This is a genomic window from Roseobacter sp. (assembly GCF_045106495.1).
In the GTDB taxonomy this organism is placed as follows: Bacteria; Pseudomonadota; Alphaproteobacteria; order Rhodobacterales; family Rhodobacteraceae; genus Roseobacter.
Genome location: NZ_JBGCEQ010000062.1, coordinates 1 through 13,027, shown reverse-complemented (window position 1 = coordinate 13,027; position 13,027 = coordinate 1). Strand labels below are relative to the sequence as shown.

The 13,027-nt window shown below is 54.1% G+C and carries 13 protein-coding genes; 11 read left to right on the top strand and 2 right to left on the bottom strand.

Annotated features, from left to right (window positions below):
* Nucleotides 1–27: 27 nt before the first annotated feature.
* Nucleotides 28–690: a PAS domain-containing protein gene (locus tag AB8B75_RS22050; protein WP_405365362.1), complete on the bottom strand. Its 663-nt coding sequence runs from the start codon at nt 688–690 to the stop codon at nt 28–30.
* Between the two features lie 301 nt (nt 691–991).
* Between AB8B75_RS22050 and AB8B75_RS22045 the strand changes: the two genes are divergently transcribed.
* From AB8B75_RS22045 to phoB, 11 genes are all read left to right on the top strand, one after another.
* Nucleotides 992–1,882 (top strand): YicC/YloC family endoribonuclease, encoded by an 891-nt coding sequence (locus tag AB8B75_RS22045; RefSeq protein WP_405365361.1) that lies wholly within the window; start codon nt 992–994, stop codon nt 1,880–1,882.
* A gap of 3 nt (nt 1,883–1,885) precedes the next feature.
* Nucleotides 1,886–2,530, top strand: a complete 645-nt coding sequence (gmk, locus tag AB8B75_RS22040) for a guanylate kinase (RefSeq protein ID WP_405365359.1) — start codon at nt 1,886–1,888, stop codon at nt 2,528–2,530.
* Nucleotides 2,527–3,054 carry a gamma carbonic anhydrase family protein gene (locus AB8B75_RS22035; protein ID WP_405365357.1) on the top strand — a complete coding sequence of 176 codons (528 nt, stop codon included), beginning with the start codon at nt 2,527–2,529 and terminating at the stop codon, nt 3,052–3,054. The genes gmk and AB8B75_RS22035 overlap by 4 nt, the downstream gene beginning before the upstream one ends.
* Nucleotide 3,055: 1 nt before the next feature.
* Nucleotides 3,056–4,243, top strand: a complete 1,188-nt coding sequence (locus tag AB8B75_RS22030; RefSeq protein ID WP_405365355.1) for a trans-sulfuration enzyme family protein — start codon at nt 3,056–3,058, stop codon at nt 4,241–4,243.
* A 12-nt stretch (nt 4,244–4,255) separates the two neighbouring features.
* Complete coding sequence (locus tag AB8B75_RS22025; protein WP_405365353.1) at nt 4,256–5,317, top strand: sensor histidine kinase; 1,062 nt, start codon at nt 4,256–4,258, stop codon at nt 5,315–5,317.
* A gap of 214 nt (nt 5,318–5,531) precedes the next feature.
* Nucleotides 5,532–6,572 (top strand): substrate-binding domain-containing protein, encoded by a 1,041-nt coding sequence (locus AB8B75_RS22020; protein ID WP_405365351.1) that lies wholly within the window; start codon nt 5,532–5,534, stop codon nt 6,570–6,572.
* Between the two features lie 105 nt (nt 6,573–6,677).
* The gene (gene pstC, locus AB8B75_RS22015; protein WP_405365349.1) at nt 6,678–8,150 is read left to right on the top strand and encodes a phosphate ABC transporter permease subunit PstC; all 1,473 of its coding nucleotides are present in this window, start codon (nt 6,678–6,680) and stop codon (nt 8,148–8,150) included.
* Nucleotides 8,147–9,502, top strand: a complete 1,356-nt coding sequence (pstA, locus tag AB8B75_RS22010; RefSeq protein ID WP_405365347.1) for a phosphate ABC transporter permease PstA — start codon at nt 8,147–8,149, stop codon at nt 9,500–9,502. Before pstC ends, pstA begins: the two co-directional genes overlap by 4 nt.
* Before the next feature lie 13 nt (nt 9,503–9,515).
* Nucleotides 9,516–10,313, top strand: a complete 798-nt coding sequence (gene pstB, locus AB8B75_RS22005; RefSeq protein WP_405365346.1) for a phosphate ABC transporter ATP-binding protein PstB — start codon at nt 9,516–9,518, stop codon at nt 10,311–10,313.
* 4 nt (nt 10,314–10,317) lie between these two features.
* Entirely contained in the window at nt 10,318–11,025 is a 708-nt protein-coding gene (phoU, locus tag AB8B75_RS22000; RefSeq protein ID WP_405365344.1) for a phosphate signaling complex protein PhoU, read from the top strand.
* 4 nt (nt 11,026–11,029) lie between these two features.
* A complete protein-coding gene (gene phoB / locus AB8B75_RS21995; protein WP_405365343.1) occupies nt 11,030–11,719 on the top strand; it encodes a phosphate regulon transcriptional regulator PhoB in 690 nt (229 codons plus the stop codon).
* Between the two features lie 8 nt (nt 11,720–11,727).
* On the opposite strand, the gene AB8B75_RS21990 is transcribed toward phoB, so the two are convergent.
* A complete protein-coding gene (locus AB8B75_RS21990) occupies nt 11,728–12,561 on the bottom strand; it encodes a 3-keto-5-aminohexanoate cleavage protein (RefSeq protein ID WP_405365341.1) in 834 nt (277 codons plus the stop codon).
* Nucleotides 12,562–13,027 lie beyond the last annotated feature (466 nt).

Genomic DNA, 13,027 nt, shown 5'->3' with positions numbered 1-13,027 from the left:
CAAAGGAATTTCGTTTGTGTCGTTACATCAGTCGTCAGATTTGACGAGCCTCAGATAGGGTGCGTTCTGACGTGGCGCATCGCTTTTAAACGGTGCTTTCGTCTCTTGGAAACCGGGGGCCATCTCTGGTACCTTTGGTTTGACCGCAGGTTTGGGTTTTGCGATGATTGGTTGCGATCCATCTGCCACGATTGGACGCAATGCTGTCCGTGTGACATCAAAACGGCGCGGGCTCCGACCCATTTCTCCGACAGAGACCAAAGCACCAAGAATACGGCTCACATCCCCCAAATCGCTTTTCAGCGGCATCAAAACCATGCGGGCTTCCAATGCGGGCATGCCCGGCGCTTTTTCAGAGTGCAACTGAATTGAGCAGGTCGCGGGGGTCTCGAAAACTTCTTCAAGGATATCGCTCAGCTGACGGCGTGACCCGGGTGTAATAAAAGAGGTCAGCGGCATGCCGCGCACTTCCATACCCATCAAATCGCTCATATGGCTGCCTGCAATGCGCAAACGTGCGATACCGGGGGCGATACGCTCGACAATGAAAGAGTATTCCAGGGCCTGTTCAATGCCGCGTGGATCAATCTCTGCGCGGTTCGGCATCAGCCGACCCCCTCGCAGGGCTTCCCAATAGGCTTCCAACTGTGCCAAAGGCGCAAAGCCGTTATGAGTATTGTTTTGGCTCATAGATAATACATTGTGCGTTTTTTGGCCGCCGTTGTCCATTGTCGCCCCCTTGCTTTCCGATTGCGCCACCGCGCCGAATTCATTCTACTAAAACGGTACCGCTGTGCATATATTTTTGCAGTACCAAACTGGTTACTCAATCTTTAATAGCAACAATTTTCTACAAACGGTGCGATATATTTAGATTTGGTTAACCGGCTGGGTTTTCTGGCGGATATGGCAGCACTTTGCCTAGGGGTTGCCCTGCAACGCGAATTCGCCATAAGGCTCAACCTACATTCATGGACCAAAGGATAACTCAATGATCCGTTCAATGACCGGCTTTGCCTCAACGACAGGCAGCTTGCCACCCCATTCATGGGCGTGGGAATTGCGGGCGGTCAATGGCAAGGGCCTCGACCTCAGGCTTCGGGTGCCAGATTGGATCGAAGGTCTTGAGGTTGGTCTGCGCAAGAAGCTCAGTGCCGCTGCTGCAAGGGGGAATGTCACACTGTCTTTGAGGTTGGCCCGTGACGAACACGCCGGCGCGGTCCAAATTAACGACGTTCAGCTTGAGGCTGTTCTTAGCGCAATGGCGAAGATCGAAGCGCGGGCGATGGACACTGGATTATCGCTGGCGCCGTCAAGATCCTCTGACATTGTGGCATTGCGCGGCGTTTTGGAGCAAAGCAGTGGTGACGATGATGTCGCCCCCTTGGCAAAGACACTGCTGATCGAGGCAGATGCGTTGATCTCGGATTTCAACGCGATGCGCGATGGCGAAGGCGAAGCATTGCAATCAGTGATGCAGAATCAACTTGAAGAAATTGCCGCTTTGGCAAATGAAGCCTCGGCCTTGGCAGATGCGCGCAGCACTGACCTGGCAGAGACGCTGCGCCGGAACCTTAAGAAAGTAACCGATAACGTTGATAGTGTGGACCCGGACCGGCTCGCGCAGGAACTGGCTCTGATTGCGGTTAAGTCGGATGTTACAGAAGAGATAGACCGTTTGGGTGCCCATGTCGAAGCCGCGCGTGAATTGATCGGGCATGGTGGTCCAATTGGGCGCAAACTTGATTTTCTGATGCAGGAATTCAATCGTGAGGCCAACACTCTTTGTGCCAAGGCGCAAAGCACCGAGCTGACCCGCTGTGGCTTGGCGCTCAAAGCCGTAATCGATCAGATGCGCGAACAAGTTCAGAATGTGGAGTAACCTATGACCGCGACCCGCCGTGGCCTTTTGATAATCCTCAGCTCGCCATCGGGCGCCGGAAAATCGACCTTAGCGCGCCGCCTGCGCGACTGGGACCCGGAAATAGAGTTTTCGATTTCCGCGACGACACGCAAACCCCGGCCCGGCGAAGAAGAAGGTCGAGAATACTATTTCGTCGACCATGCCAGTTTCAAAGCACAGGTCGCCAATTCGGAGATGCTGGAACATGCCCACGTATTCGGTAATTTCTACGGTTCACCCCGCGCACCTGTGCAAAAGGCTATTTCTGCTGGGCGCGACGTGCTTTTTGACATCGACTGGCAAGGCGCCCAGCAAATCACCAATTCCGCCCTGGGCGCGCATACCTTGTCCATTTTTCTTCTGCCGCCTTCCATTACTGAATTGCGTAACAGATTGGAAAAACGCGGGCAGGACGATGCCGCGACCATCGCGCGCCGCATGGAAAAAAGCTGGGATGAGATCAGCCACTGGGGCGCTTATGATTTTGTGCTGGTGAACGATGATCTTGATGCGACTGAAGCGCAATTGAAGACCATCATCTCCGCGACACGCTTGCGTCGTAGTCAAGTGCCGGGCTTGACCGATCATGTGCGCAATCTGCAATCCGAATTCGAGGAACTGTCATGACAATTTACGCTTTGGGGCCCCATGTTCCGCAACTGCACGAAGACACCTGGGTGGCGCCGGACGCCAATTTGATCGGAAAGGTCGTTCTCGAGGAGGGCGCCTCTGTCTGGTTTGGCACGACCATCCGAGCAGATCATGAAGAAATCAGGGTGGGAAAAGGCTCTAACGTTCAGGAAAACTGCGTTTTTCATATCGATGCAGGTTTTCCTTTGACGATTGGTCATAACTGTACAATCGGCCATAAAGTCATGCTGCACGGCTGCACGATTGGCGACAACAGTCTGATTGGCATGGGCGCGACGGTTCTCAATGGTGCCAAGATTGGCAGTAATTGCCTGATCGGCGCGGGTGCATTGGTCACTGGCAACATGGAAATACCAAATGGAAGTATGGTGTTGGGAGCTCCAGGTAAAGTGGTGCGTGAGCTTGATGAGCAGACGATTGCGAGCTTGGAGAAGAGCGCACTGCACTATCAAGAAAACATGAGACGGTTTAAAGATGAACTCCGTACTTTAAAGGTTTAGAATGAAAAATGAAACTGGATCCTTGGTGCGCCCGGACGCTTTGCCAGACAGTGCCAGCCGTCCGGTTGTAACACCGCTGAGCCCGTCGGTTGTCTACGCCTCGGACACGCCCGATATGCTGGACCGCCAATATGAAGGAGATCTAAAGGGATACACTTACGCACGCGAAGGTCATCCGAATGCCGATGTCGTTGCCAAACGATTGGACCGGATGGAGCAGGCACCCCATTCAGGTGTAGTCACATCCTCTGGAATGGCCGCCGTCAGCGCTGTGCTGCTGGGATTGACCAAGGCCGGGGATCATGTGATCGGTGGCAATCAACTCTACGGCCGGTCGTTGCGCATGATGACTGAGGACCTGCCACGCCTTGGTATATCAACGACCCTCGTGGATCCGGGCAATGTCGAGGCAATGCGCGCAGCGCTAAGGCCCGAAACGCGCATGATCCTGATAGAGGTTGTATCCAACCCGACACTGCAGGTGGCCGATGTTGCAGGTTTAGAAGTTTTAGCAAGGGAAAACAATGTCTTGCTGGTTGTAGATAACACCTTTACAACCCCGCGCGCTTTTCAACCCTTCGCGCATGGCGCGGACATCGTTATCCACTCGATCACCAAATTGCTGGCTGGTCATTCAGACGTCATGCTGGGCTATGTGGCCGCGCGGGATCAGCGCCTCAATGATCTTTTGCGTGTTTTTACGGTGACTGCGGGCATGAACCCCAGCCCCTTTGATTGTTGGCTGGCCGAGCGCGGAATGCTGTCTTTTGACTTGCGCTTTGAACGCGCTCAAGCAACTGCCGCAATACTGGCCGATCATCTGGCAACGCTCAAAGGTGTGCGCCGCGTCCTCTACCCTGGACGGTGCGATCACCCGGACCACGCGCGCGCAGGAACGCTTCTGAAGGGCCAATTTTGCAATATGGTCAGCTTCGAGCTTGAGGGCGACAGGTCTGCGGCAAATGCCTTCGCGCGGGCGGCAGAAGGATTGAATTTCGCCCCGACGCTCGGAGATGTGGGCACAACGCTCTCGCACCCTGCTTCCTCCTCGCATCGCGCCTTGACGCCTGATCAACGCAAGGCCTTGGGTATGTCGGAAGGGTTCTTTCGCATCTCCGTCGGTTTGGAAGACCCAGATACCTTGTGTGCCGTCATCGCGCGTGCGGTTGCGGCAGCGATGGACGTCTAGCAGGAGCAAACGATGTCCCATCCCATGGACGATACCTTGGCGGCGCTGCCTCTGCCGGCGCTTGCTATTGATGGGTCAGAGCGGATTATTGCTGCCAACGATGAGGCGAGTGACCTGATCGGGCAGGGTGTTCATGGGCGAAACTACGTAATCATGCTGCGCCAGCCTGTTCTATTGGACACAATCGAGCGCGTTTTAGGGGACGGTCGCGACCGGGTTTCGCAATACCTCGCCAATGATGGGATTCAAGACACGACGTATCAGGTCACAGTCCGTGTAGTCGGCTCGCAAAGAACACTTTTGTTGTGCTTTCTTGATGTGACGCATCTGGAACAAGCCGGTCAGATGCGGCGGGACTTTGTGGCCAATGTCAGCCATGAATTGCGGACACCCTTAACCGCCTTGATGGGCTTTATCGAAACCCTACGTGGCCCGGCCAAAAACGATGCCACGGCGCGCGACCGTTTCCTCGATATCATGGAAGGTGAGGCGGGACGCATGAACCGGCTGGTCGGGGATCTTTTGTCGCTCAGTCGTGTGGAAGGAGATGAACGTGTCAGGCCGCGCGACCAGGTCAACCTTAATGACATCCTGGGCTCCGTCTTTCGCACCCTGAAGCAACTGGCGGATGAGGCCAATGTGACGTTGGAGCCCGAGTTTGGTGACGTTTCCGTTGAGGTCACCGGCGACGCGGATCAACTCATGCAGGTTTTCACAAACCTCATCGAAAACGCTATCAAGTATGGCGCATCTGGCGGTCGTGTGACGGTGCGGATTGAGATGACGCAAAGAGATCCCGCTCTCCGGGCACCTGGCATTCGCATCCATGTCATCGACTATGGACCCGGCATTGATTCTATTCACCTGCCGCGTTTAACCGAGCGGTTTTATCGCGCAGACAGCCATCGTAGCCGCGCTTTGGGTGGCACCGGCCTTGGGTTGGCGATTGTAAAACACATTATCAATCGGCATCGCGGCAGGTTGCGCATCGAAAGCGAGTTGGGGCAGGGCACGCGATTTACAGTTGTGTTGCCGATGACTCCTGCTCAGGCAGAGACCGAACTCACCGACTAAGATCGCTCAGGTCCTGTTTGGGTAACGCAATTCCAATATTGCGCTGGATAAAAATGTCATTGAAACAATGCTCTATTCTTATTTTTGTCCCACGGCGCTCCTTGTCATAAAACTGTTACGAAAACGTCACAAAACCATAGCCGGGGGTCCGTATCTCACGGGCAAGGTCGTTATGCAGGCGATCAGATTCGAAATAAAAATGACAGGAGATATCATGTCGTTCATCAAATTCACAACTTCCGCGTTGGCCATGGCAGCCATGTCCGCAACCACAGCCGCGGCGCGGGATCAAGTGCAAGTTGCCGGCTCTTCAACCGTGCTGCCTTATGCATCCATCGTTGCCGAAGCGTTTGGCGAAAACTTCGATTTTCCAACGCCGGTTGTTGAATCAGGTGGATCATCTGCGGGTCTGAAACGTTTTTGTCAGGGCGTCGGTACCGAACACACGGACATTGCAAATGCGTCGCGCGCGATTCGCGAAAAAGAAATCAAAGCCTGTGCCGAAAACGGTGTGACCGACATCATAGAAGTTCGCATTGGATACGACGGCATCGTTTTCGCGAGCCAGTTCGACGGACCGGAATACACGGCTTTCGATCAGTCCGATTTGTTTAACGCTTTGGCTCCGAAAGTCATGGTTGACGGTGCATTGGTCGACAACCCCTACACCAAATGGTCAGACTTCAACGCCGATTTGCCAGACTCTGAAATCCTTGCATTCATCCCAGGAACGAAGCACGGCACCCGCGAAGTTTTCGAAGAAAAAGTGATTGCTGCGGGCTGCGAAGCCACTGGCGCCATGGAAGCCATGATTGCAGGCGGCATGTCCGAGGACGATGCGGAAGATGCATGCCTTGAAGTCCGCACCGATGGCCGTTCTGTAGACATTGACGGTGACTACACGGAAACACTTGCCTCCATCGACGCCAACGCAAACGCAATCGGCGTTTTCGGCCTGGCATTCTATGAAAACAACACCGACAAGCTAAAAGTCGCGACAATGGCGGGCGTTGAGCCGACAACAGAGACCATTGCAGCAGGTGACTACCCTGTGTCGCGTCCGTTGTTTTTCTATATCAAGAAAGCACACATCGGCGTCATCCCGGGTCTGAAGGAATACGCGGAGTTTTTTGTCGCCGACGAGATCGCCGGTCCGGATGGCCCATTGGCAGAATACGGTCTGGTGTCTGATCCAGAGCTGGCCAGCACCCAGGAAAGCGTGTCAGGCGAGCAGGTCATGGGCGGCGGCAGCTAGTCCCAGTCCTCGCGGGATAGTAATCGCGCGATGAGCGGCAGCTAAACGTCGCTCATTGCACTTCCGTGGCCCGGCGGGTCACCACCGAATACTTTGGGGGGGCATATGCCTTTACTTTGGCTTTCCGTCATCGTCCTTGCCTTGTCAGCGAGCAGCTTTTTCCTGGGCCGGGGTCGTGCTTTGGCCAGCGCAGGTGGAGACAGTAGGGGTCTTCATTCCTTGCCGGTGTACTACGGATCAAATGCTTTTATGAGGGCCGTCGTACCCGCATTCGGTCTGATGCTGATATGGCTGCTGGTTCAGCCGCTGGTTATCGAGAACCGCATTTCCAAGATGATACCAGAGGCAGAGGTCGCTGACGGTTCCAGCTTGGGTCTCGTGATGTCCGAGGTGCGGCGCACATCTGACGGGCTCAGAAATGCGGTGGATGCGGGCGTAATGGACGAAGATACCGCACGGAACGCCAATGCCGATGTCACGGATATGACCGCGCGCCTCAAGGAAGCGGGCCAGGTTGTCACGAACCAGATCACGCAACCGATTCTGCGCGCGGCACAGGCGTATCGCCAGATGACTGCGACGTCGAATGTGATCATGACGATTTTGGTCGTGCTCGCAGCCGTCGCCGGGGGCGCCTGGGGTGTAATGCAGAGTGATCGCGAATTTCGCGCCCGAAACACGGTCGAACAGGGGATCATGGCGATCCTCATCGCCGCGGCTTCGGTTGCTGTTCTGACCACGATCGGCATTATTCTGTCTCTGATCTTCAACACGGCTGAATTCTTCCGCCTCTATCCTGCGGCCGATTTTTTCACCTTGCTGGAATGGGCGCCCAGTTTCTCCGGGCGAGGTGGTGCATCAAGTCTTGGTATATTGCCGCTGCTTTGGGGCACGATTTACATCTCCATCGTCGCTTTGCTTGTCGCAGTGCCCATTGGTCTGTTTTCAGCGATCTATCTTTCAGAATACGCCACGCCAAGGGTGCGTGGCATTGCAAAACCATTGCTTGAGATTTTGGCCGGTATTCCCACAATTGTTTATGGTCTCTTTGCTCTCCTGACCATCGGTCCGCTTCTGATGAGCGTGTTTGGCGACGACGGTGTCGGATGGATGGGGGGCGGTCGGTCCGTGATGACTGCAGGCATTGCCATGGGAATCATGCTGATCCCCTTTGTCAGTTCCTTGTCCGACGACATCATCAACGCGGTCCCTCAATCGTTGCGGGATGGGTCTTACGGGCTCGGCGCGACACAATCCGAAACCATTCGCCAGGTGGTTCTGCCAGCAGCGCTGCCGGGTATTGTAGGTGCTATCCTGTTGGCCGCCAGCCGAGCGATTGGCGAAACCATGATCGTGGTGCTGGGGGCCGGTGCTGCCGCACGTCTGTCACTCAACCCGTTTGAGGCCATGACAACCGTGACCGCAAAAATCGTATCCCAGCTAACAGGCGACAGCGATTTTGCCTCGCCTGAAGCGCTGGTGGCTTTTGCCTTGGGTATCAGCCTCTTTGTCCTGACGCTTGGGCTCAACATTTTCGCCCTTTATATCGTGCGCAAGTACAGGGAGCAGTACGAATGACCGAAGCAAGCATTCCAACGCCCGGCGGGAGGCGCAGCAAGGTAGCGCTTACTGAGCCCGATGCGCGTACGCAAAAGCGCAAGGCCGCCGAAGCCCGATTTCGTATGTACGGCATTGCTGGCATCGCCACGGGCATCTTTTTTCTGGTTGTTTTGCTAGCATCGATCCTGTCCAGCGGAACTGGCGCTTTCCAGCAAACTTTCATCAATGTGCCCGTATTCCTCGACCCGGCCAAACTGGACAAAAAAGGTAATCGTGATCCTGCAGAAATCGCCAAGGTATCGACTTTTGGCTATTCGCCTCTGGTGCAGGAAGCGCTTCTGAAACAAGTTCAGGAAAAGGGCATTGAAACCTCGCTTGAAAAGCGCGGCGATATGAAAGCCATGATATCTGCATCTGCAGCGGCTCAGGTCCGCGATGTGGTTCTGGAAAACCCGGATTTGATCGGTGAAACCGTGGATTTTCGTATTCTTGCGTCCAGCCGGGTCGACGGTTACCTGAAAAACCGGGTGAAACGCGAAGATGTGGCGCGTGACAAAAATATTGATGCAGAACACCTCGATCTGGTGGATGCACTTCTGCCGCACGGTATCGTCAAGAAGAGCTTCAACATGGATTTCATCACCGGCGCTGACGCATCAGAGAGCCGTGCAGAGGCAGCAGGTATCGGCGTCTCCATGATCGGGTCTTTTTTCATGATGATTGTGGTCTTGGTGCTCGCTTTGCCGATTGGTGTGGCCGCATCGATATACCTTGAGGAATTTGCGCCCAAAAATCGAATGACAGACCTGATCGAGGTCAATATCTCGAACCTGGCTGCGGTGCCATCGATCGTCTTTGGGATCCTTGGCTTATCCGTGTTCATCCAGTTCATGCATTTACCGCAATCCGCACCCTTGGTTGGGGGGCTGGTTCTGACGCTGATGACATTACCAACCATCATTATTTCCACCCGCGCGTCTCTTAAAGCTGTGCCACCTTCTATCAGAGACGCGGCGCTTGGGGTCGGAGCGTCTAAAATGCAATCCGTATTTCACCATGTTTTGCCTCTGGCGGCGCCAGGTATCCTGACAGGGACGATCATTGGATTGGCGCAAGCATTGGGTGAAACTGCGCCGCTGCTGCTGATCGGAATGGTTGGTTTTATTGCTTCAAATGCGCCGGACGGCATTGCCAGCGGTTTACTTGATCCAAACTCCGCCATGCCTGCACAGATTTACGAATGGGCAAAACGGGCAGATCCGGCTTTTTATGAACGCGCTTGGGGTGGCATCATAATCCTGCTGGTTTTCCTGATTACGATGAACACAATTGCTGTAATCCTGCGCCGCCGCTTCGAGCGCCGCTGGTAGGAGAGTTATACCGATGAATGACATGAGAATACTGGAGAGAGACGTGGGCACCAACGCCATCAAAATTGCAGCGCGAGGCGTTCAGGTCTACTACGGCAACAATCATGCAATCAAGGACGTCGATGTCGATATTCAAGACAAAACCGTTACGGCATTCATCGGCCCTTCTGGCTGCGGAAAATCAACTTTTCTGCGTTGCCTCAATAGGATGAATGACACAATTGATGTGTGTCGGGTCGAAGGTGACATCCATATCGACGGCGAAGATATCTATGACAAGAAGGTCGATCCGGTGCAACTGCGAGCCAAGGTAGGGATGGTTTTTCAAAAACCAAACCCTTTCCCGAAATCCATTTACGACAACGTCGCATACGGCCCACGCATCCACGGTTTGGCGCGGAGTAAGTCTGATCTTGACGATATCGTTGAGCAGGCTCTGCGTCGCGCGGCAATTTGGGGGGAGGTCAAGGATCGTCTGACCGCACCCGGTACGGGCCTTTCAGGCGGGCAGCAGCAACGGTTGTGCATCGCACGCGCAGTGGCGACTGAACCGGAAGTGCTTTTGATGGATGAACCTTGTTCCGCACTCGATCCGATTGCCACGGCGCAAGTTGAGGAACTGATTGACGAATTGCGGCAAAACTATTCGGTTGTCATTGTGACACACTCGATGCAGCAAGCAGCCAGGGTAAGCCAAAAAACAGCATTCTTTCACTTGGGCAACCTTGTTGAATATGGAGAAACGGGCACCATCTTCACCAACCCCGAAGATCCGCGCACTGAAAGCTACATCACCGGTCGGATTGGATAAAATTATGCAAGAACAACACATTGCTTCGGTTTTTGATCGTGATTTGGAAGCCATCCAGGCGCAGATCATGAAGATGGGCGGGCTGGTCGAGGCGGCGATCCGCGATGGATCTGAGTCCTTGGAAACGCGCGACGAAGATCTCGCTGAAAAAGTGCGCAAAGCCGACCGCGCGATTGACGATCTCGAAGAGATGATCAATGAAGAAGCCGCACGTGTCATCGCTTTGCGCGCACCGATCGCGAGTGATCTGCGGCTTGTGCTTAGCGTAATCAAGATCAGCGCAAATCTTGAGCGCATCGGTGACTACGCTAAGAATATGGCCAAGCGTACCAGTGTTCTGTCACAGATGGCACCGGTAGACGATAGTGCAGGGGCGCTGCGTCGCATGGCCCGCGAAGTGGAAAAGATGCTCAAGGACGCATTGGACGCCTACATTCAACGCGACGCAGAATTGGCAATGGATGTGATCAACCATGATCGCGACGTCGATCAGATGTACAATGCTTTGTTCCGCGAATTCCTGACGTTCATGATGGAAGACCCGCGCAATATCACTGCCTGTATGCACCTGCATTTCATTGCGAAGAATATCGAGCGGATGGGGGATCACGTCACTTCTATCGCCGAGCAGGTTGTCTACCTGGTGACCGGCGAGCACCCGGAAGAAGCGCGCCCAAAAGCCGATAAAACATCACTGGTAGCAGAGAGTTAAGCAAATGTCCGCCGATCAACCCCGTGTTCTGGTTGTGGAAGATGAACCTGCACAGCGCGAAGTACTTGCGTATAATCTGGAAGCTGAAGGCTTTGCCGTCAGCAGCGCCGAAAATGGCGAGGAGGCCTTGATGCTGGTGGAGGAAACTGCGCCAGACGTTATTGTTCTGGATTGGATGATGCCCAATCTTTCCGGCATCGAGGTCTGCCGCCGGCTCAAAATCAAAACCGAAACACGTGGCATTCCGATCATCATGTTGTCGGCGCGGTCCGAAGAAGTCGACCGGGTGCGCGGTTTGGAAACGGGCGCCGACGACTATGTTATCAAACCTTATTCAGTGATCGAACTCATGGCCCGTGTGCGCAGCCAATTGCGCCGCGTGCGCCCGGCGGCGTCGGGGGAGCGGTTGGAATATGAGGACATTATTCTCGATTCCGTCAGCCACCGGGTCAATAGAGGTAAGAGTGAACTCAAGCTTGGTCCTACGGAGTTCCGTCTGCTGTCCACCTTCATGGAAAAGCCTGGTCGCGTATTTTCACGCGAACAATTGCTGGATAGAGTCTGGGGGCGCGACATCTATGTCGACACACGTACGGTTGATGTTCATATCGGGCGGTTGCGCAAAGCACTCACGCAGCACGGCGGGTCGGACCCGCTCAGAACCGTGCGCGGCGCAGGCTATGCACTAGGGTAGGGACCCAACTACACCGCGGGTCGCAATTGCAGAATTTCACGTGCTTGCTGCCACGTGGCGACGGGTCGTTCGTACTTGTCACAGAGGTCAACCGCGCGCCGTATCAATGCTGCATTGGAAGGAGCGAGTGTATCGCGATCCAGTCGGACGTTGTCTTCCAGACCCGCGCGGGTATGGCCGCCAGCGGCGATAGCCCATTCATTCACTTGGATTTGAGCAGCTCCGATTCCCGCTGCACACCATGCCGCTTCAGGCGCTCGCGCTTCCATTGTTTTCACATAGAAATCAAAGACCTCTTTGTCCGCTGGCATCGCATTTTTGACGCCCATCACGAATTGCACATAAAGCCGCCCGTGCAGTTTTCCTGCCTCGTGCATTCTGACGGCATGTAAGATATGCGACAAATCGAAGGCTTCCACTTCCGGCGTCACCTCATATGTGCACATTTCAGACGCCAGCCACTCCACCAATTCAGGTGGGTTTTCATAAACTCGGGTTGGGAAATTATTTGACCCGACTGAGAGTGATGCCATATCCGGGCGCAAGGGCAGCATGCCACCGCGTTCCTGACCGGCACCTGAACGACCACCGGTTGAGAACTGAATGATCATGCCAGGGCAGTGCTTCTCAAGACCTTCTTTCAACGCAGCAAACCGGTCTGGGTCAGAAGAAGGTGTTTGATCGTCATTGCGCACATGAGCGTGACAAATGGAAGCTCCGGCCTCGAAGGCTTCATGAGTGCTCTCAATCTGTTCTGCAACGCTGATAGGCACTGCAGGGTTTGCCGCTTTGGTTGGTACGCTTCCAGTAATGGCAACACATAGAACGCATGGGTCATACATCAAAAATTACCTTTTTCCATACATTTGAAGCTTTATATTAAAGTGATACATGTCCGGTGTTCCGGTTGTGACAACCAGGGTCTGGTTTCGTTTTCTTTTGTTCAATTCGAGCGATGGTGGACCCTGTTTATTCGCGGGATTTTCATCCGATGTCTGTCACTGATAATCTTTCATTTCGGCCAATCAAGCCTCTGACAGGTTATTCACATGGTTGGGCCGCGACAAGTCTGAACCCTGGGCAAATACTGAAACCGATAAAATCGATCCATGGTGAATTCAAACTCCTTAAGATATCTGCGAACTAAAGATATATTTTACATAATACTGATTATAAACATTATCTGCACTCTAAGGGCACATTCTAAACTGGGTTGCGACAAATCCCCTATCTTGCTGGAAAGCAAGGAGAATGGCAGATGGCCCACACGGAGTTAGGATTGCGTGAAAGACGCACGATCGAAGATAT

Bases quoted from the DNA above. Each gene is read 5' to 3' on its own strand.
- AB8B75_RS22050 (WP_405365362.1), bottom strand. From the start codon at position 690: ATGAGCCAAAACAATACTCATAACGGCTTTGCGCCTTTGGCACAGTTG.
- AB8B75_RS22045 (WP_405365361.1), top strand. From the start codon at position 992: ATGATCCGTTCAATGACCGGCTTTGCCTCAACGACAGGCAGCTTGCCA.
- gmk (WP_405365359.1), top strand. From the start codon at position 1,886: ATGACCGCGACCCGCCGTGGCCTTTTGATAATCCTCAGCTCGCCATCG.
- AB8B75_RS22035 (WP_405365357.1), top strand. From the start codon at position 2,527: ATGACAATTTACGCTTTGGGGCCCCATGTTCCGCAACTGCACGAAGAC.
- AB8B75_RS22030 (WP_405365355.1), top strand. From the start codon at position 3,056: ATGAAAAATGAAACTGGATCCTTGGTGCGCCCGGACGCTTTGCCAGAC.
- AB8B75_RS22025 (WP_405365353.1), top strand. From the start codon at position 4,256: ATGTCCCATCCCATGGACGATACCTTGGCGGCGCTGCCTCTGCCGGCG.
- AB8B75_RS22020 (WP_405365351.1), top strand. From the start codon at position 5,532: ATGTCGTTCATCAAATTCACAACTTCCGCGTTGGCCATGGCAGCCATG.
- pstC (WP_405365349.1), top strand. From the start codon at position 6,678: ATGCCTTTACTTTGGCTTTCCGTCATCGTCCTTGCCTTGTCAGCGAGC.
- pstA (WP_405365347.1), top strand. From the start codon at position 8,147: ATGACCGAAGCAAGCATTCCAACGCCCGGCGGGAGGCGCAGCAAGGTA.
- pstB (WP_405365346.1), top strand. From the start codon at position 9,516: ATGAATGACATGAGAATACTGGAGAGAGACGTGGGCACCAACGCCATC.
- phoU (WP_405365344.1), top strand. From the start codon at position 10,318: ATGCAAGAACAACACATTGCTTCGGTTTTTGATCGTGATTTGGAAGCC.
- phoB (WP_405365343.1), top strand. From the start codon at position 11,030: ATGTCCGCCGATCAACCCCGTGTTCTGGTTGTGGAAGATGAACCTGCA.
- AB8B75_RS21990 (WP_405365341.1), bottom strand. From the start codon at position 12,561: ATGTATGACCCATGCGTTCTATGTGTTGCCATTACTGGAAGCGTACCA.